The organism is Paracoccus sp. (in: a-proteobacteria), assembly GCF_047973135.1.
Classification (GTDB): Bacteria; Pseudomonadota; Alphaproteobacteria; order Rhodobacterales; family Rhodobacteraceae; genus Paracoccus.
In genome coordinates this window covers 22,661-40,670 of the sequence record NZ_JBKEBL010000037.1, presented here as the reverse complement: position 1 = coordinate 40,670, position 18,010 = coordinate 22,661, and the positions used below count along the sequence as shown (strand labels likewise).

17 protein-coding genes are annotated in these 18,010 nt (G+C 62.7%); 10 read left to right on the top strand and 7 right to left on the bottom strand.

From position 1 onward, the window contains the following. Together ACK5L9_RS03725 and ACK5L9_RS03720 are read right to left on the bottom strand one after the other, a co-directional pair. Positions 1 to 516: hypothetical protein (locus ACK5L9_RS03725; protein WP_416910103.1), on the bottom strand; the 516-nt coding region annotated here is incomplete at its 3' end. Then, the gene (locus tag ACK5L9_RS03720) at positions 513 to 1,778 is read right to left on the bottom strand and encodes a Zn-dependent hydrolase (RefSeq protein ID WP_416910102.1); all 1,266 of its coding nucleotides are present in this window, start codon (positions 1,776 to 1,778) and stop codon (positions 513 to 515) included. The genes ACK5L9_RS03725 and ACK5L9_RS03720, both read right to left, overlap by 4 nt. 202 nt (positions 1,779 to 1,980) lie before the next feature. Between ACK5L9_RS03720 and ACK5L9_RS03715 the strand changes: the two genes are divergently transcribed. Continuing rightward, positions 1,981 to 2,598 (top strand): TetR family transcriptional regulator C-terminal domain-containing protein, encoded by a 618-nt coding sequence (locus ACK5L9_RS03715; RefSeq protein ID WP_416910101.1) that lies wholly within the window; start codon positions 1,981 to 1,983, stop codon positions 2,596 to 2,598. A gap of 3 nt (positions 2,599 to 2,601) precedes the next feature. Here ACK5L9_RS03715 and ACK5L9_RS03710 read toward each other — a convergent pair whose 3' ends face one another. Both ACK5L9_RS03710 and ACK5L9_RS03705 read right to left on the bottom strand, forming a co-directional pair. Continuing rightward, positions 2,602 to 3,186: a TetR/AcrR family transcriptional regulator gene (locus ACK5L9_RS03710; protein ID WP_416910100.1), complete on the bottom strand. Its 585-nt coding sequence runs from the start codon at positions 3,184 to 3,186 to the stop codon at positions 2,602 to 2,604. 215 nt (positions 3,187 to 3,401) lie between these two features. Next, positions 3,402 to 3,962 (bottom strand): YcbK family protein, encoded by a 561-nt coding sequence (locus ACK5L9_RS03705; RefSeq protein ID WP_416910099.1) that lies wholly within the window; start codon positions 3,960 to 3,962, stop codon positions 3,402 to 3,404. 301 nt (positions 3,963 to 4,263) lie between these two features. Between ACK5L9_RS03705 and ACK5L9_RS03700 the strand changes: the two genes are divergently transcribed. From ACK5L9_RS03700 to ACK5L9_RS03685, 4 genes are all read left to right on the top strand, one after another. After that, complete coding sequence (locus tag ACK5L9_RS03700) at positions 4,264 to 5,841, top strand: L,D-transpeptidase family protein (protein WP_416910098.1); 1,578 nt, start codon at positions 4,264 to 4,266, stop codon at positions 5,839 to 5,841. A 25-nt stretch (positions 5,842 to 5,866) separates the two neighbouring features. Next, entirely contained in the window at positions 5,867 to 6,967 is a 1,101-nt protein-coding gene (locus tag ACK5L9_RS03695; protein ID WP_416910097.1) for a UDP-3-O-(3-hydroxymyristoyl)glucosamine N-acyltransferase, read from the top strand. Between the two features lie 12 nt (positions 6,968 to 6,979). Next, positions 6,980 to 7,246: a phosphopantetheine-binding protein gene (locus ACK5L9_RS03690; protein ID WP_416910096.1), complete on the top strand. Its 267-nt coding sequence runs from the start codon at positions 6,980 to 6,982 to the stop codon at positions 7,244 to 7,246. Positions 7,247 to 7,320: 74 nt separating this feature from the next. Then, positions 7,321 to 8,529: a beta-ketoacyl-[acyl-carrier-protein] synthase family protein gene (locus ACK5L9_RS03685; protein ID WP_416910105.1), complete on the top strand. Its 1,209-nt coding sequence runs from the start codon at positions 7,321 to 7,323 to the stop codon at positions 8,527 to 8,529. Between the two features lie 83 nt (positions 8,530 to 8,612). Here the strand turns inward: ACK5L9_RS03685 and ACK5L9_RS03680 are convergent, their stop codons facing one another. Beyond that, a complete protein-coding gene (locus ACK5L9_RS03680; RefSeq protein WP_416910095.1) occupies positions 8,613 to 9,392 on the bottom strand; it encodes an invasion associated locus B family protein in 780 nt (259 codons plus the stop codon). Positions 9,393 to 9,748: 356 nt separating this feature from the next. Further along, positions 9,749 to 10,258, bottom strand: coding sequence for a hypothetical protein (locus ACK5L9_RS03675; protein WP_416910094.1), 510 nt, complete (start codon positions 10,256 to 10,258; stop codon positions 9,749 to 9,751). Positions 10,259 to 10,371: 113 nt separating this feature from the next. Between ACK5L9_RS03675 and ACK5L9_RS03670 the strand changes: the two genes are divergently transcribed. Beyond that, positions 10,372 to 10,782, top strand: a complete 411-nt coding sequence (locus tag ACK5L9_RS03670; RefSeq protein WP_416910093.1) for a SufE family protein — start codon at positions 10,372 to 10,374, stop codon at positions 10,780 to 10,782. On the opposite strand, the gene mnmA is transcribed toward ACK5L9_RS03670, so the two are convergent. Then, on the bottom strand, positions 10,754 to 11,920 hold the full coding sequence (gene mnmA, locus ACK5L9_RS03665; RefSeq protein ID WP_416910104.1) for a tRNA 2-thiouridine(34) synthase MnmA: 1,167 nt from the start codon (positions 11,918 to 11,920) through the stop codon (positions 10,754 to 10,756). The genes ACK5L9_RS03670 and mnmA overlap by 29 nt on opposite strands. 156 nt (positions 11,921 to 12,076) lie before the next feature. Here mnmA and ACK5L9_RS03660 point away from each other — a divergent pair, with 156 nt between their 5' ends. From ACK5L9_RS03660 to recG, 4 genes are all read left to right on the top strand, one after another. Further along, a complete protein-coding gene (locus tag ACK5L9_RS03660) occupies positions 12,077 to 12,352 on the top strand; it encodes a DUF1153 domain-containing protein (RefSeq protein WP_416910092.1) in 276 nt (91 codons plus the stop codon). A 99-nt stretch (positions 12,353 to 12,451) separates the two neighbouring features. After that, on the top strand, positions 12,452 to 13,162 hold the full coding sequence (ctrA, locus tag ACK5L9_RS03655) for a response regulator transcription factor CtrA (protein ID WP_416910091.1): 711 nt from the start codon (positions 12,452 to 12,454) through the stop codon (positions 13,160 to 13,162). 183 nt (positions 13,163 to 13,345) lie between these two features. Then, positions 13,346 to 15,607, top strand: a complete 2,262-nt coding sequence (gene ligA / locus ACK5L9_RS03650; protein ID WP_416910090.1) for an NAD-dependent DNA ligase LigA — start codon at positions 13,346 to 13,348, stop codon at positions 15,605 to 15,607. Next, entirely contained in the window at positions 15,583 to 17,703 is a 2,121-nt protein-coding gene (gene recG, locus ACK5L9_RS03645; RefSeq protein ID WP_416910089.1) for an ATP-dependent DNA helicase RecG, read from the top strand. The genes ligA and recG overlap by 25 nt, the downstream gene beginning before the upstream one ends. Positions 17,704 to 18,010 lie beyond the last annotated feature (307 nt).

Here is an 18,010-nt window from a genome sequence, read left to right as displayed (position 1 = left end):
TTCTCGCTCCAGAAAACGTTCGTAGTCTTCAATGATTTCAAGCATTGCCTCGTCATGATCAGGCGTGATGTCACGAGTGATCTTGGCGATCTGCGTGTATGTCATTGATATTATATGGATGTTGCAAGTCGCCTCGATTTCTTTCAGAGCGTCAACCACCTTTGGGTCCGGCGAATCTTTGGTTAAACATATCAGCCAGTGTGATGAGGTCATTTGGGCATCTGCCATTCCTATTGCGTGGCGTTCGATTTGACCCAAATCTAGTGCGCCGCCAGCCTTTGCTTCAAAGATAAGCCCGAAGGCAGGCTGAGAAATGATCGCGTCCGGTACACTCTTGCTTAGTTTGATTTGCAACTGGAATCTGGGCAACAAATCTTGATTTTCCGTTAACGCCTCGATTAACTCATAAAATCGCCTTGGGCTTGTCGCATAAACATGGCGCAGCAGCAGAATGGTGTTGTTGGTACCGTGATTTTCTTTTTGCGAATATTGCTGAAAAAAGGAAACATTGCTCAACGCACCACCTCCGCCGCCTCAAGCACCGCGTGCAGCAGCACATCCGACCCGGCACTCGCCCATTCCGGCGAAATCTCCTCGGCCTCGTTATGGGATAGCCCGTCCACGCAGGGGCACATGATCATCACCGTGGGGGCGACGCGGTTGATCCAGCAGGCGTCGTGGCCCGCGCCTGACACGATATCCATGTGGGAATAGCCAAGGCGGCCCGCCGCGTCGCGCAGGGACTGCGCCAGCCCGGCATCGAAGGTCACGGGGTCGAAATGGCCGACCGGCTCGATTTCGATACCAAGGCCAAGATCGGACGCAATATCAGCGGCCTCCACCTCTAACCTCGACCGCATCGAGGTCAGCTTGTCCAGATCGGGGCTGCGGAAATCAATCGTGAACACCGTCTTTCCGGGAATCACGTTGCGGCTGTTGGGATAGACATTGGCCTGACCCACCGCGCCCACGGCATTCGGCTGGTGATCCATGGCGATGCGATGCACGGCCTCGATGATCCGCGCCATGCCAAGGCCCGCATTCACCCGCATGTTCATCGGCGTGCTGCCGGTATGTGCATCCTTGCCGGTCAGCGTGACCTGCAACCACCACAGGCCCTGACCATGGGTGACGACGCCGATCTGCCGGTTTTCGGCCTCAAGGATCGGCCCCTGTTCGATGTGATATTCGAACATCGCGTGCATGGGGCGGCCGCCGACATCCTCGGTCCCGCGCCAGCCGATGCGGTCCAGTTCGTCGCCGAAACGCTTGCCTTCGGCGTCCTGCCGGCTGTTGGCGAAATCCTCGTCATGCATCCCGGCATAGACGCCGCTGGCCAGCATGGCAGGGGCAAAGCGGGTGCCTTCCTCGTTCGTCCAGTTCACCACGACGATGGGGCGGCGGGTCGTCACGCCCATGTCGCGGATGGATCGCACCACCTCCAGCCCGGACAGCACGCCCAGGACACCGTCGAACTTGCCTCCGGTGGGCTGCGTGTCCAGATGGCTGCCGATATAGACGGGGTCGGCGTCCGGGTCCGCGCCCTCGTGCCGCATGAACATGTTGCCCATGCGGTCAAGGCCCATGCTCATGCCCGCCTGTTCGCACCAGTCGCGAAACAGCGCGCGGCCCCGGGCATCAGCGTCAGTCAGTGTCTGGCGGTTGTTGCCGCCCGCCACACCCGGACCGATTTGCGCCATTTGCATCAAACTGTCCCATAACCGTTCATCGTTGATCTTCATGTTTGCCAAAGAGACGGCTAGGCTGGAATTGGTCATGTCATGTCTTTCCTGTCGAGCCGCCCCCGGCAACAGGAACGGTTTGGTGGGCCGGGATGTACCGTCGCGTCACCCTTGATAGTTGACCGGAAGGTCAATTTAAGGCTAGCACGCGGCCATTGCCAGTCAAGTATTCTGATCGTTGCAAACAGATTGCCAGCAAAGCTGCACAGAGATAAAGCAATTTTAAACGGAAAGCACGATGACCGACGAGACAGAACCACAACTGACGCGCATCCAGCGACGCAACCGCGAGATCATTCTCGAAGGGGCGCTGACGGCGTTTTCAGCCAGCGGCTTTCGTGGCGCCACGATCGATCAGATCGCCGATGCCGCCGGGCTGTCCAAGCCGAATGTGCTGTATTACTTCGCCTCGAAGGATGATATTCACAGGACGCTGCTGACCACGCTGCTTGATATGTGGCTTGGCCCGATGCTGAGCATTGACCCCGAAGGCGATCCGCTGGAAGAGGTCATTCGCTATGTCCATGCCAAGCTGGACATGTCGCGCGATTATCCCCGCGAAAGCCGCCTTTTCGCCTATGAGATCCTGCAAGGCGCGCCACATCTGAATCAGATCCTGTCGGGGCGGCTGCGGTATCTGGTTGATGACACCGTTGCCCTGTTGCAGCGATGGATGGATGAGGGACGGCTGGCGCGGGTTGACCCGCATCATCTGGTCTTTTCGATCTGGGCGATGACCCAGCATTATGCCGATTTCGAGGTTCAGGTCCGCGCGGTTCTGGGGCCGGGGCATGATCCTTTTGCTGAAGCCGCCGTTTTCCTTGAAAACATGTACCGACGAATGCTGACGGCCTGACCGTCACGCATTGCGGTTCAGCAGATTCGCCGCAGGCAGGATCAGCGCAAGATAGCGGCGCGCGACCGGCAGGAAATCGGCATCATCGCCCAAGGCCCAGTCCTCGACTGCGGCATTGGTCGCGGCAAGGATCGCGGCTGCCAGAATGTCCAGCACGCCCTTTGGTTGATCGGGCATGCGGCGGCGCAGCAGCACTGTCATCTGGCTGCGCCGGGACAGGCCGATATTATTGCGCAGCGCCTTCAGCTTGGGATCCTGCACGCTGAGCCGGATCATATGGCCCAGCATCTCGCGCTCATCCTCGAAACGGCGCAGATGCGCGGTGATAAGCTGGTCCAGATCGTCGCCCAGATGACCGCTGCCCTGCACGAACGCCTCGGCTGCATCGGTCGGGTAATCCGGCGGCGGACCCATCAGCGCCGCTTCCTTGTAGGGGTAATAGTTGAAAAAGGTCCGGGCGCTGACACCGGCGGCATGGGCGATGGCCTCGGTGGTGATGTTGTTCAGCCCGTCCTGAACGGCAAGGCGAATCGCCGCAGCCTGGATCTTCTTGGCAGTACGATGGCGTCGGCTTGTCTGAGCGGTCATCCGGTCTCCAGATTTTCTGTCACGCTTCGCCTGCGTTGCGGCGGGGCTGCTGGCAGCATAAAGAAACGTGATCGAAATTACCCTGTACTTGATGCCACCGACAACACACACAAGTCGTCAGGACACCGCGCTAACATGGAAAAGCCGAAATCTGCAAACACGCAAATTGCCGCCCATTTGCATGGGCAGCATAAAAAAGGTCAGGCGATCAGGCCTCAGGCGCCCCAGGTGCGAAGCGGGCCGCAATCCATATGGACAAAGTTCGAGCGCGAATATTTTCCGACGCCGCCGGCCTTGCAGGCAACCGCCGCGCTGTACATCTGCCCGACCGAGCGCGATTTCAGACGCAGATCGGCAGCCTTGCCGACCATATGCAGCGAATTGCGCGCCACCCCGCGAGAACTGCGGCGCAGCATCGCATTGGTCTGGGGCGAGCGATAGCCCGACAGCAGCATGAAGGGTTCGTTGGTTTTCAGCAGCCGGTGAGAGGCCGCCGCGACGTCAATGGGGCGCGGGTCGATGCCGCTTGCCGTACCCGTCCGCCCGTCGCGCATGAACACGTTGAGTTCGTTCAGCGCCTCGCGGACATACTTGCCATCGACCCAATAAACGGTGTCAAGATTTTCGCCTGTCCGACCGTTATACATGCGGATACGCCGCATGTCGCCGGCACCGCGCAAAAAGCCGAAGGCATTCGCCATCACCGGAGCGGCCACGACAGCGGTTGCCGCAAAGGCACCCAGTATCCCGCGACGAGAGATAAGTTCGATTGTCATTTCTGATCGCCTGTCCTGCTTCGTTCTGCAGCCACATTTTTCTGCGGCGTGCCGAGGTTAATCCCCGATGGCTTAACATTACGTCAAAAGCGATACGCAAAGGAACATGTTAATTACATCCAGAGCGTGTTTTGGCCCGGATCGGCGGAAAATCGCCCAGAAAGGTTGCTGACGCAAGAAGTTGGGGCTGTGACAAAATTGTCTCTGCCTGCGGCGGCATGCTGTCCTGTGGTACCCTCTGCTGGAAGCGGTTCGGCTGGAATGGCACAATCTGCCGACAATCTTAACTGACTACCGGCAGATGCTGAAACCTTTGCTTATATTTGTGCTGACCGCGCTGTCGGCCTGTCCCGTCGCCGCCCTGACGGTCGCGCCGAAACTGGAATTTTCGTCGGCCGAAATGGACTTGGCCCGTGCCGTCATGCGCGAACCCGTTCTGGCGACTTTCTACGGCGAAAACGGGCTGACTCGCGTTTTTACCGGTCCGGCGGGCGATCGGCGCAGGGACGCGCTGCGTCAGGCGCTGACCATTGCGCCCGATCATGGCATTCCGCTGACCCGCTATCGCCCCGAACAGCTTGCGGCGGCGGGGCAGGATCTGGGGGCCGAGCTGCTTTATGCCAGAGTGCTTGCGCGGTTCGTTCAGGACATGACGGGCGGTATGATCCGCCCCGCCAGCGCCGATCCGCTGATCCGCCGCAATGTGTTGCGCCCGCCGACTGCCGGGACGATGAGGAAGTTCGCTCAAAGCATTGATCCAACTGGATTCCTGACCGGACTTGCGCCCCGGAACCCGGCCTATCTGGCGTTGCAGCAGGCCCTGCGGCGGCAGCGCGAATTTCTGGTTTCGGACAATCTGCCCCCGGTCCCCGAGGCGGTCTGGCGTATCGGCATGCGCGGCGGTGGCGTCGCGCCGCTGCGTCAGCGGCTGGCCAGCATCGGTTTTCCCGCCGAGGGGGCCGAGACCGGCACCTATGACGAGGCGCTGTCGCAGGCCGTCGCGCGCTATCAGCAGGCGGTGGGGCTGCATCCGGATGGCGTCGCCGGGCCGCATACGATCCGACGGCTGAACTCGGGCGGTGACGCGCAGACCCGCGCGATTCTGGTCGCGCTGGAACGTCTGCGCTGGATGGGCGGCGAGGATCTGGATAGGCGCATGGTCTGGGTCAATATCCCCGAATTTTCCGCCCGAATCATTGAGGGCGGGCACGAGGTCTTTCAGACCCGCGTGGTGGTCGGCAAGAACGAGAAGGATTTCCAGACCCCGGAATTTTCGGATCAGATGGAATATGTGGTGGTGAACCCGCGCTGGAACGTGCCGCGATCCATTACAGTCAAGGAATATCTGCCACGCCTCAAGGCGAACCGGTATGCTGTGTCGCATCTGGATGTGATCGACGGACGGGGTAATGTGATCGCGCGCGACAGGATTGATTTCGGTCGCTACACGGCGGCGAATTTCCCCTATCGGATGCGTCAGAAACCCAGTGAAGACAACGCCTTGGGGATCGTCAAGTTCATCTTTCCGAACCCGTGGAACATCTATCTGCACGATACGCCCGGCAAGAGCCTGTTCGGCAACCGGGTCCGCGCCTATTCGCATGGCTGCGTTCGCGTCGGCGATCCGGTCGATCTGGCGACGCAATTGCTGTCACCGCAGACCAGCGATCCGCACGGTATGTTCCAGCGCGCCCTGGACAGCGGAAAAGAGCGCTGGCTGGCGCTGAAGCCCAATCTGCCGGTGCATCTGGTTTATTTCACCGCATATCCCGATCAATATGGTCAGATACGATATTTTGACGATATTTATGGGCGGGATGCTGCGATCTGGGCAAAGCTGCAACAGGCCGGGCTGGATTCGGCCCTGCAGAACGATTAAGCCGCCCCGTGGAAAGGGGCCTGTCATGATAGTTACCATCGGCGAACTCGCGCATAAGCTGAATGCGCAGGCATGGGGCGACCTCTCACTGCGGGTGACGGGCGCGTCCGAGCCTGCGGGTGCGGAACCGGTCGGGCCTGATGGCGGTATCATCGCGCTGGCCATGGCCCCCAAATACGCGGAATCGTTGAAACCGGGCAGCATGGCGATTCTGGCCGTGGGGATGGAACCCGAAACCTACGGCCTGAAAGCCGCGATCTTTGCGCCGCGTCCACGTCTGGTCATGGCCGGGCTGACCCGCGCCTTTGATCGCGGCCCCGGCATTGCGCCGGGTATCCATCCCTCTGCCGTCATCGACCCGACTGCGCGGATCGGCACGGGCGCGGCCATCGGCCCCTTCGTGGTGATCGGGGCGAATGTGCGAATCGGGGCGGGGGCTCGGATCGGCTCTCATGTGTCGGTCGGACGGGATTCGGTGATCGGCGACGACGTGTTGCTGCATCCGGGCGTGCGCATCGCCCATGGCGTGACGGCAGGCGACCGGCTGATCGTGCAGGCGGGCGCGGCCATCGGTGGCGACGGGTTTTCCTTTGTCACGCCCGAGGAATCGGGCATCGAGGAAATCCGCCGCACTCTGGGCAGGCGCGAGGGGTTTGCCGAACAGCACTGGACGCGCATCCATTCGCTTGGCGGGGTCGAGATCGGCAACGATGTCGAGATCGGCGCGAACACCACCATCGACCGCGGCACGATCCGGGCGACGCGTGTGGGATCGGGCACCAAGATCGACAATCTTGTCATGCTTGGCCACAATGTCGAAATCGGCGAAGATTGCCTTTTGTGTTCGCAGGTGGGCATCGCCGGGTCGTCACGGGTCGGCAACCGTGTCGTTCTGGCCGGAAAGGTCGGCGTGAACGACAACATCGTCATCGGCGACGATGTGATCGCGGGGGGTGCGGCCAAAATCTTTACCCGCGTTCCAGCCGGGCGCGTCGTTCTGGGCAACCCGGCCGTAAAGATGGAAACCCAGATGGAGATCCAGAAGGCGATGCGCCGATTGCCGCGCTTCGCAGAACAATTGTCCAGACTTCAGGAAGCCGTTACCCGCCTGTTGGAAAAGGACTGAACAGGAGGCCGCATGACCCAGACCATTTCATCCCGTATCCGCGACATTATCTCAGAACAGGCGATGCTTGAACCTGACCAGATCACTGACGAGGCGACGCCGCAGGATCTTGGCATCGACAGCCTTGGTCTGGTCGAATCGATCTTTGCGCTGGAAGAAGAGTTCGACATCACCATCCCCTTCAACGCGAATGAGCCGGATAAATCCGATTTCGACATCACCAACATGGGCACGATCATTGCCGCCGTCGAACGTCTGGTGTCGGAAAAGGCTGCATGAGCACGACCGGTGACGGCGGCAAGACGTCCGCGCCCGCAGTGCAGACGGCCAACGCGCCGGTGAACCGCAACGGTCTGCGGCGTGTGGCCATCACCGGGGCAGGGACGGTCAACGCTCTGGGGCATGACGTTTCGGCCACGCTTGAGGCGTTTCGCGAGGGGCGCTGCGGGATCACGCAGCTTGATTTCCGCGATGTGGACCGGCTGTCCATTCAGATCGGCGCTCAGGTTCATGACTGGCGGGCCGAGGATCATTTCAACCGCCAGCAAATCCTGCTTTACGACAAGTTCACCCAGTTCACACTGCTGGCCGCCAAGCAGGCGGTGGCACAATGCGGGCTGAATTTCGCGGGCAAGCTGGGGCTGCGCTCGGGCGTGATCCTGGGGACGGCGGGCGGCGGGCTGAACACCTGGGATGAAAATTACCGCGCCGTCTATGAAGAGGGCAAGAATCGCGTCCATCCCTTTGTGGTGCCCAAGCTGATGAACAACGCGGCGGCCAGCCATGTCTCGATGGAATTCGGGCTGCGCGGCCCCTCGTTCACCGTCGCGACGGCCTGCGCCAGCTCGAATCACGCGATGGGGCTGGCCTTCCAGATGGTCCGCTCGGGCGCGGCGCAGGTGATGCTGACCGGCGGATCCGAGGCGATGCTGTGCTTTGGCGGCGTCAAGGCGTGGGAGGGGCTGCGCGTCATGTCCAGGGATGCCTGCCGCCCCTTCAGCGCCAATCGCAACGGCATGGTGCAGGGCGAGGGCGCGGGCGTCTTTGTCTTTGAGGATTTCGAACATGCGCGTGCGCGCGGCGCCGATATTCTGGCCGAAGTGACCGGATTTGCCATGTCTTCGGACGCGCAGGATATCGTCATGCCTTCGGCGCAGGGGGCGGAACGCGCGATCACCGGGGCCTTGCAGGATGCCGGGCTGAACCCGGATCAGGTGGGTTACATCAACGCCCATGGCACCGGAACGGCGGCCAATGACAAGACCGAATGCGCCGCCGTGGCCCATGCCTTTGGCCATCATGCCGACCGCCTGATGATGTCATCCACCAAATCCATGCATGGCCATCTGATCGGCGGCACCGGTGCGGTCGAGCTGCTGGCCTGCATCATGGCCCTGCACGACGGGATCATCGCGCCAACCATTGGCTATCAGGAACCCGACCCAGAATGCGCGCTGGACGTGGTCCCGAACGAGGCGCGCGAGGCGCGGGTTCAGGCGGTGCTGTCGAATGCCTTCGCCTTTGGCGGTTTCAACGCGGTGATCGCGCTGAACCGGGTCTGACGCGGCCCGGACGCCGCCCGGACGGGGCGCGCATGAAAAAACCGCGCCGGAAGCGGCGCGGTTTCGTGAAACTTGCGGAACGCCTATTGCGCCGGTTTCGGGGCCTCGCCCTGCGTATCCATTTGCGCGCGGGCATCGGCGGCGATTTTCGACATCTCGTCAAAGGCGGCGGTAAAGCCCGACAGCGACACAGGCAGGCTGACCAGGTTTTTCGGATCGTCGCCCATGCGCAGCATTGTCAGCGTCGCGCTGTTGCCGCGTTTCATCTGGGCGACTTCGTCGCTGTTAAAGCCGACACGCGAGAAACACCCGATTTGCGCGCAGAAGCTGAACGGATAGGCGCGCGGCTTGCCGTTATCCACCGCAAAGCCAAGCCCCTGCATCAGATCGGTTTCCAGCGGCGCAAGGAAGGTGACGCCGGCGGCGACTTCGGCATTGACCAGCGGAACCACGGTCGCCTCGCCAAGCGGATTGCCCGAGGCGTCTTTCAGCAACTGGTACATCTCGCAGGGTTCGGCATCCTGCCCGGTGCGGATGCAGCGGATCAGCCAGTCGCCATGGGTCGATTTGACATAGGCTTGTCCGGGCTGCTGCTCGGCCGGGGCGGCATTGGCCGCATCAGCCGGTGCGGGCTGCCCATCTGCGGGTGCCGCTTCGGCTGCGGGTGCTTCGGTCGCGGGTGCCTCTGCCGCCGGTGCTTCGGTCGCCGGTGCTTCGGTCGCCGGTGCCTCTGTCGGCGGTGCTTCGGCAGGTGCTTCGGTCGCAGGTGCCTCGGTCGGAGTAGCGGGTGGGGTCTGCGCGAAAGCCGGAGCCGCGATCACGGCCAGAATGGCCAGTAGTGCATGCGAGGGTTTCATGGTCATGCTCGTTATTCCCTTTGCTTGATGCATGTTGCCGCCTAGCATGTCCCAAGGCGATTGTCAGGGCAAAGATATACCAGCCCCTTCACCTTGCGTTGACGTGCCGCATAAATGGAAAAGGGGCCAGAAGCTGCGCTCTGGCCCCTTTCGTGTAAGAAACACTTTCTCCCTGCCGGACTGGCCGGTCATCATTGACGGGCACGCTAGTCGCGGGATCTTGATCCGTCAACTGTTCAATGCGGCTGGATCGGCGCAATCGCATTTCGGCTTGAGGTGACAGGCTTGCGCGCAACCGGGCGCGCAGGCCGCGACGCAAATGTTGCCGCGACGTTCATCATGACTGACAAGGCGTTGCCCTGTCAGCGGCGCAGACTGACGACGTTCGAGGCACCGGCAATCTCGACAGCGTTGATGCGCGCCAGCACGATGTTGGGCAGGGACAGCGCGGCGGTGATGGAATCCACCGCCGGGTTGGCGGGCATACCCGCAGTCGGGTTGTCGGGCAGGGGCGGGACCGCGACAAAGCGCAGACGCAGCACGCCGTCGGGATCGGGTGACATCCGGCCGCCGGGATGGGCGCTGGCCGGGATCAGGGCGGCGTCGTGATAACCCTTGGTCGGGACATTTCCGGTGACGACCAGCAGGCGGCCTTCCTGCAACGGTTCCCACCGGGCCGTGGCGATCTGGGGGATGCCGGGCCTTTGATCGTCGCTTTGATCGAAACCGCCATCGGGAGCCAGGGTATCGCTGGTGCCGCCGCTGCCGCCTCCGAACCACCCCAGGGGGTTCCAGCCACTGTCGCTGAAATTGCCCCCACAGCCAGCAAGCAGCAGGGCCAGGATCAGCAGCGGAGCGGTCGGTCTGGTCATATCGGCATCCCTCGGGCGGTTTTGCCCGATTGTTAGGGGAAAGCGGCGGGGTGTGAAAGCCTCTTTGACCTTCCGTGCCGCGCGCGCTAACCCGAGATCCAAAAGGAGACCCCATGGCCAGCCCCGCATTCGAAGACATTGCCGAGACATTCGACTTCCTTGACGACTGGGAGGATCGCTATCGCCATGTGATCGAACTGGGCAAGGCCATGCCGCCGATGGAGTCCGCATTGCAGGTTCCCGCCACCAGGGTCGAGGGTTGCGCCAGTCAGGTCTGGATCATGCCGGCCATCGCAGAGGGACGCTTTGACTTTCAGGGCGACAGTGACGCGATGATCGTGCGGGGGCTGATCGCGATCCTGCATGCGCTGTATTCCGGGCTGACACTGGCCGAGGTGGGGCAGGTGGACGCGCAGGCCGAAATGGCGCGGCTGGGGCTGGACGAGCATCTGTCGGCACAGCGGTCGAATGGTCTGCGCGCGATGGTGCAGCGGATCAGGCTGCTGGCCTCCGGCGCAGTGTGATCCAGCCGCCACCCAGGACGCGGGTGCTGTCCGGCGCGTAAAAGACGCAGGCCTGACCGGGGCTGACGCCCTCTTCCGGGTCCAGCAATTCGACTTCGGCGCGGGTCGGGCCGACCGGGCGCAGGATCGCAGGCCGGGGCGGGCGGGTCGAGCGGATGCGGACCAGGCATGGAATTTCGCCCTGAAAGGGCAGATCGCCCAGCCAGTTCACTTCAGAGACGGGCACAATGGATGTGGCCAGCGCCGATTTCGGGCCGACGACGACCTGCCGCGCATCGGGATCCAGCCGGATGACATACAGCGGATCGCCCAGCCCCCCGATGCCCAAACCTCGCCGCTGGCCGATGGTATAATGGATCACGCCGCGATGGTGGCCCAGAACATTGCCGTCCGGATCCACGATTTCACCGGGGTCCGCCGCGCCGGGGCGCAGTTTTTCGATGACCGAGGCATAGTCGCCATTCGGCACGAAACAGATGTCCTGACTGTCGGGCTTGTCAGCGACGGCCAGTCCGTATTCGGCGGCCAGCGCGCGGGTTTCGGCCTTGCTGGCCAGATGCCCCAGCGGAAAGCGCAGGAAATCAAGCTGTTCCTGCGTGGTCGAGAACAGAAAATAGCTTTGGTCGCGATTGGCGTCGGCGGCCATGTGCAGTTCGGCCCGCTGAGGGCCCTGTTTGCGCTGAATATAATGGCCGGTTGCCATGCAATCGGCATCCAGATCGCGCGCGGTTTCCAGCAGGTCGCGGAATTTCACGCGCTCATTGCAGCGGATACAGGGCACCGGGGTCGCCCCGGCCAGATAGGCATCGGCGAATTCGTCGATCACCGATTCGCGAAACCGGTTCTCGTAATCCAGCACGTAATGGGGAAAGCCCATGCGTTCGGCGACGCGGCGGGCGTCATGGATGTCCTGCCCCGCACAGCATGCCCCCTTTTTCGCCAGCGCCGCGCCGTGATCGTAAAGTTGCAGGGTCACGCCGATGACATCGTAACCCTGGGATTTCAGCCGTGCCGCGACGACCGAACTATCGACGCCGCCCGACATCGCCACCACCACGCGCGTCTGCGCGGGTGGTTTGGCAAAGCCGAGGCTGTTCAATTCGCTGTCGCGCGCCAGGGTGCGGGCGGGCGGAATCATGGTCATGGGCGGGCTCCGATGGCCGGCAGGCCGGCAGAATTTGCGTCAAAATATAGGCAAATGTCCCGCATTCTCAACCCGCATAAGCGGCGGGGGCTAACTGCGGTTTAAGGGCTTTCCGGCATGGTCCGTATCGGATGAACAAGGACCAGTCGAATGTTCGTGAAGAAATCTGATCACCCCCGCACCGCCATTCTTGCCGATGGCTCTGTTCTAAGCGTCGCCGATCTGCCGGGGCCGGCAACGCGTTGGGTCGCAAGCCGAAAAAAGATCGTCATAAACGCCGTCGATTACGGCCTGATCTCGCGCGATGATGCGCTGCGCCGCTATGGCCTGTCGGATGAGGAATTTGACGGCTGGTGCAGTGCCATGCGGCGGCACGGGGCGGCGGCGCTGAAGGTGACGGCTCTGCAAAAATTTAGACAACCTTAAGTTGCGGATTGCCCCCGATTCGGCTTATAGTAACCTCATATTAAGTAATTCACGCGAAGGTTGTTAAGACCTTAGGCGAATCAGGGACAAGATCACGTCATGCGAATTTTACTTGTTGAGGACGACCCCAGTACCGCGCGCGCCATTGAGCTGATGCTGACTGCGGCAAGCTATAATGTCTTTCGTACGGATATGGGAGAAGAGGGCATCGACCTCGCGAAACTGTACGACTACGACCTGATCCTTCTGGATCTGGATTTGCCGGACATGCACGGGATGGAGGTGCTGCGCCATATCCGTTTGGCGCGCGTCGATACGCCGATCCTGATCCTGACGGGCTCGGACAATACGGAAAGCAAGTTGCGCGGGTTTGGGTTCGGCGCAGATGATTACATGACCAAACCATTTAACCGTGACGAGTTGCAGGCCCGGATTCAGGCGATTATCCGCCGCTCCAAGGGGCATGCGCAGGCGATCATCCGCACCGGCGATATTGTGGTCAATCTTGACGCGCGCTCGGTCGAGGTGAATGGCAAACCCGTCAATCTGACGGGGAAAGAGTACCAGATTCTAGAGCTTTTGACATTGCGCAAGGGCACGACGCTGACGAAAGAGATGTTCCTCAATCATCTTTACGGCGGCATGGACGAGCCCGAACTGAAGATCATTGACGTCTTTATCTGCAAGTTGCGGAAAAAGCTGTCCGAGGCGTTGGGCGGCAAAAACCATATCGAGACGGTCTGGGGGCGTGGTTATGTGCTGCGCGATCCTTCCCCGGCCGAGGAAGAGCGTCTGGCAATAGGTGCCTGATCCGCGTCGGCGGATCAGGCCAAAGGCACGGGTTCTTCTTCAACGACCGCCGGTCCTCTCCTCCCGGACCGGCGGTTTTTTCATGTTCGGGTGGCGGTGGATCACCTCGGCTCTGGGCGCGGACGGGGTCGCTGTCGTATAGAACCGGTGATCAATGGTATGACCGGACGGAGTGGGCGGAAGATGACGGAAAGCAACGAACAGGACCGGCAGGCTGTCGGCGACCTGACCTCCGGGCAAGCCGGGGATGAAATCGCCCGGTTGTCGGCAAGCATCGCGGCAGCGGATGAGGATTACCACGCCAACGATGCGCCGACCCTCAGCGACGCCGAATATGACGCGCAAAAGCGCCGCCTGCGCGCGCTTGAGCAGGCGTTTCCCGATCTTGCCCGCGCTGACAGTCCGACCGGCAGGGTCGGGGCCGCTCCGGCCGAGGGGTTCGGCAAGATTACCCATGCGCAGCGCATGATGTCGCTTGGCAATGCCTTCAGCGAAGAGGACGTGACCGATTTCGTCGCCCGCATCCGCAGCTTTCTGAACCTGCCGGCCGATGCGCCGCTGGATTTCACGGCAGAACCCAAGATCGACGGCCTGTCGCTGTCTCTGCGTTACGAGGACGGGAAACTGGTGCAGGCCGCGACGCGGGGTGACGGGACGGTGGGCGAAAACGTCACCGCCAATGCCCGCACCATCGCCGATATTCCGCAGACCCTGACCGGCCACGCCCCCGGCATTGTCGAGGTCCGGGGCGAGGTCTATATGGCCCATGACGATTTCGCGCGGCTGAACGCGGGCGACAGTGGCCGGGTCTTTGCCAATCCGCGCAACGCCGCCGCAGGTTCGCTGCGCCAGCTTGATGCACGGATCACTGCCAGCAGGCCGTTGAAATTCTTTGCCTACAGCTGGGGAGATCTGACCGAACGGCTGGCCGCTACGCAGATGGGTGCGGTGCAGCGGCTGGAAAGCCTTGGGTTCAGCATCAACCCGCTGACGCGGCTTTGCAGTGACGTTGCGCAGATGATCGCGGTCTGGACCGATATCGAACAGCGCCGCGCTACCTTGGGCTATGACATCGACGGAGTGGTCTACAAGGTCAATGATCTGTCCCTTCAGGCGCGGCTGGGGTTCCGCTCGACCACGCCCCGATGGGCACTGGCGCATAAATTCCCGGCGGAAACCGCGTGGACGCGGCTGGACCGGATCGAAATTCAGGTGGGCCGCACCGGCGCGCTGTCCCCCGTCGCGCGGCTTGATCCGGTGACGGTGGGCGGGGTCGTCGTCTCGAACGCGACCCTGCATAACGAGGATTACATCGCCGGTCGTGACAGCACGGGTGCCCCGATCCGCGAGGGGCGCGACATCCGCGAAGGCGATTGGGTGCAAGTCTATCGCGCCGGTGACGTGATCCCGAAAATCGCCGATCTGGACCCGGCCCGTCGCCCTGCGGACAGCGTGCCGTACCTGTTTCCGACCGTCTGTCCCGAATGCGGTTCGGATGCGATCCGCGAGCCCGGCGATTCGGTGCGCCGCTGCACGGGCGGGCTGATATGCCCCGCGCAGGCAATTGAAAAGCTGAAACATTTCGTCGGGCGCGCGGCCTTTGACATCGAAGGGCTGGGCGCGAAACAGGTCGAGATGTTCTTTGCGGACACCACCCTGCCGATCCGCGAACCCGCCGACATATTCACTCTTGCCGCGCGCGATACGGGCAATCTGACCAAACTGAAGAACCGTGACGGTTTCGGGGAACGCTCGGTCGAGAAACTGTTCGCCGCAATCGAGGAACGGCGCCGCATTGCGCCGAACCGGTTGATCTTTGCACTTGGCATCCGGCATGTGGGCGAGGTTGCGGCTGCCACGCTGGCGCGGCATTTCGGAACCTGGGATGCGCTGGTGGCGGCGGTCGATCTGGCTGCGCCTGCCGCGCGTCGGCATTTGCAGGTCGAGGATGCGGTGATGCGCGAACGTGCCAATGCAGTCGCCGAAGGGCGCCGGGCCAGACTGAAACAGATCCGCGATTCGATCTGGCAGGCTGAACCGTCTCTGGATGCGTCGCGTGCAGCCTGGGATGACATGGTCGGCATCGACGGCATTGGCGAGGTTCTTGCCCAATCGCTTGTCACGGCGTTTTCCCAACCCGGCGAACGCGCCAGCATCGACCGTCTGGCCGCCGGGCTGGACATTCAGCCCGACCAGACGCAGTCCAGCACCGACACCGAAATCAGCGGCAAGACACTGGTGTTCACCGGCACGCTGGAACGCATGACGCGGGCCGAGGCCAAGGCGCGGGCCGAGGCGATGGGGGCCAAGGTCGTCGGATCGGTCAGCGCAAAGACCGATCTGGTGATCGCCGGGCCGGGCGCGGGATCCAAGGCCCAAAAGGCGGTCGATCTGGGCGTCGCGGTCATCGACGAGGACGAATGGCTGCGGATCGCGACCGGATGAGCGCGCCAAAGGGCAGACCTCCGGCGCTGTTCCCGCTATTCGCGGGGATCGAGACAATGCCCGGCATTGGCCCCAAGGGGCGGGCCGCGCTGGCTCAGATGGGGGTCGAGCGGCCCCGCGACCTGATCCTGACCCTGCCGAACAGCGGTGTCACCCGCCGCCCGGTCCAGCGGATCGCCGAGGCGCGCCCGCCCGAAATCGTCACGCTGGCGGTCACTGTCGGGCGGCATATGCCGCCGACAGGACGGGGGCGACCGCTGCGGGTGCTTTGCGGCGACGATTCGGGCGGCGATCTGACGCTGGTATTTTTTCACCCGCGTGGCGACTGGATCGAAAAGCAGCTTCCAACCGGCCAACGCCGCATCGTCAGCGGCAAGGTCGAACTGTTCGACAACCTTGCGCAGATGGTTCATCCCGACCACATCCTGCGCGAGGATGAGCCCACGCCTGCCACATTCGAGCCCGTCTATCCGCTGTCAGCCGGGCTGACACAGCGCATGATGGCGCGCGCGGTCGAGGGCGCGATGCAGCATGTCCCCGAGGTCGAGGAATGGATCGACCCGGCGCTGCTGGCGGAACGCGGCTGGCCCGGCTTTGCAGAGGCGCTGCGGCTGGCCCATGCGCCACAATCGCCGCGTGACCTGTCGCCGGACAGCCCGGCGCGGGCGCGGCTGGCCTATGACGAATTTCTGGCCCATCAGATGACCCTGGCGCTGGTGCGGCGCGAAAAGCGGCAGGTGCGGGGGCGGCCAAGCGCGGGCGACGGGCGGCTGCGGCAGGCCGTGCTGGACAGTTTGCCCTGGCCACCGACCGGGGCGCAAACCCGCGCCGTGCGGGACATTGCCGCCGACATGGCCGGCGACCGGCGCATGAACCGGCTGTTGCAGGGCGATGTCGGCGCAGGCAAGACGCTGGTGGCGCTGATGGCCGCACTGATCGCGGTCGAGGCGGGCGGGCAGGCGGTGCTGATGGCCCCGACCGAGCTTCTGGCCCGTCAGCATGCGCGCGCGCTGGAACCTTTGGCGCGGGCGGCGGGTGTCCGGCTGGAGGCGCTGACCGGACGCAACAAGGGCGAGGCGCGCAACCGCATCCTGACGGATCTGGCCGAAGGGCGGATCGGCATTCTGGTCGGCACGCATGCGGTGTTTCAGAAGGACGTGCATTTCCACGACCTGAGGCTGGCCATCATCGACGAACAGCACCGGTTTGGCGTGGCGCAGCGGCTGGAACTGTCGGCCAAGGGCGAGGCGCCGCCCGACATGCTGATCATGACCGCGACGCCCATTCCCCGGTCTTTGGCGCTGACACAATATGGCGATCTGGACCTGTCGGTGCTGGACGAAAAGCCTCCGGGCCGGCAGCCCGTCACGACCGTGATGATCAGCGATCAGCGGCTGGACGAGGTGGTGGCGCGGCTGCGATCCGCGCTGGACAAGGGCGCGCGCGCCTATTGGGTTTGCCCGCTGGTCGATGAAAGCGAGGTCAGCGAACTGACCGCCGCCGAGGCGCGGTTTCAGTCGCTTCGCGCCCGGTTCGGCGACGAGGTGCGGCTGGTCCACGGCCAGATGCCACCTGATCAGCGCGACGCCGCCATGGGTGATTTCTCCAGCGGGCGGGCCCGCATTCTGGTTGCGACCACGGTGATCGAGGTCGGGGTGGATGTCCCCGAAGCGACGATCATGGTGATCGAGCGGGCCGAGAATTTCGGCCTTGCGCAGCTGCATCAATTGCGCGGCCGGGTCGGGCGCGGGCAGGGGGCCTCGACCTGTGTGCTGATGTATCATCCGCCGCTGAACGGTACGGCTGCGGAACGGCTGACCACGCTGCGCGACACCGAGGACGGCTTTCGCATCGCCGAGGTCGATCTGTCGATGCGCGGCGCGGGCGATGTGATCGGCACGGCGCAATCCGGCCTGCCGCGTTTTCACATCGGCGATCTGGAACATCAGACCGGGTTGATGGCGGTGGCGCGGCAGGATGCGCGCGCGCTGCTGGAACGCGATGCGATGCTGGACACGCCGCGAGGGCAGGCGGTCCGGTTCCTGATGTGGCTGATGCAGCAGGATCAGGCGATCCGGCTGATCAATGTGGGCTGATCGCGTTTATCTTGATTAAATGTTCCTAAAAAGTTCTTTACAGAATCGGCTGAATATGAGAACAAAGAGGCAACACAACAGGAGTTGCACCATGTCCCGCGAATTCATCTGCGATCTTCTGGGTGTCACCGCATTGTCGGTGACGACCATCATCGTCCTGTGGCTGCCAGGTATCCTGCAAGCCTGATCTTTCTGCCCCGCGTTGCATATCGGCGCCACGCCTGTGCGCCGTCACTGTCCCCCTGCACGCGCAACTTGACCGGCCCCTTCGCGGGCCGGTTTTTTCGTGGTGTCGGGTTTTCGACGA

Bases quoted from the DNA above. Each gene is read 5' to 3' on its own strand.
- ACK5L9_RS03695 (WP_416910097.1), top strand. From the start codon at position 5,867: ATGATAGTTACCATCGGCGAACTCGCGCATAAGCTGAATGCGCAGGCA.
- ACK5L9_RS03680 (WP_416910095.1), bottom strand. From the start codon at position 9,392: ATGACCATGAAACCCTCGCATGCACTACTGGCCATTCTGGCCGTGATC.
- ACK5L9_RS03690 (WP_416910096.1), top strand. From the start codon at position 6,980: ATGACCCAGACCATTTCATCCCGTATCCGCGACATTATCTCAGAACAG.
- mnmA (WP_416910104.1), bottom strand. From the start codon at position 11,920: ATGATTCCGCCCGCCCGCACCCTGGCGCGCGACAGCGAATTGAACAGC.
- ACK5L9_RS03660 (WP_416910092.1), top strand. From the start codon at position 12,077: ATGTTCGTGAAGAAATCTGATCACCCCCGCACCGCCATTCTTGCCGAT.
- ACK5L9_RS03705 (WP_416910099.1), bottom strand. From the start codon at position 3,962: ATGACAATCGAACTTATCTCTCGTCGCGGGATACTGGGTGCCTTTGCG.
- ACK5L9_RS03710 (WP_416910100.1), bottom strand. From the start codon at position 3,186: ATGACCGCTCAGACAAGCCGACGCCATCGTACTGCCAAGAAGATCCAG.
- ACK5L9_RS03715 (WP_416910101.1), top strand. From the start codon at position 1,981: ATGACCGACGAGACAGAACCACAACTGACGCGCATCCAGCGACGCAAC.
- ACK5L9_RS03720 (WP_416910102.1), bottom strand. From the start codon at position 1,778: ATGACCAATTCCAGCCTAGCCGTCTCTTTGGCAAACATGAAGATCAAC.
- ligA (WP_416910090.1), top strand. From the start codon at position 13,346: ATGACGGAAAGCAACGAACAGGACCGGCAGGCTGTCGGCGACCTGACC.
- ACK5L9_RS03700 (WP_416910098.1), top strand. From the start codon at position 4,264: ATGCTGAAACCTTTGCTTATATTTGTGCTGACCGCGCTGTCGGCCTGT.
- recG (WP_416910089.1), top strand. From the start codon at position 15,583: ATGGCTGCGGATCGCGACCGGATGAGCGCGCCAAAGGGCAGACCTCCG.
- ctrA (WP_416910091.1), top strand. From the start codon at position 12,452: ATGCGAATTTTACTTGTTGAGGACGACCCCAGTACCGCGCGCGCCATT.
- ACK5L9_RS03675 (WP_416910094.1), bottom strand. From the start codon at position 10,258: ATGACCAGACCGACCGCTCCGCTGCTGATCCTGGCCCTGCTGCTTGCT.
- ACK5L9_RS03670 (WP_416910093.1), top strand. From the start codon at position 10,372: ATGGCCAGCCCCGCATTCGAAGACATTGCCGAGACATTCGACTTCCTT.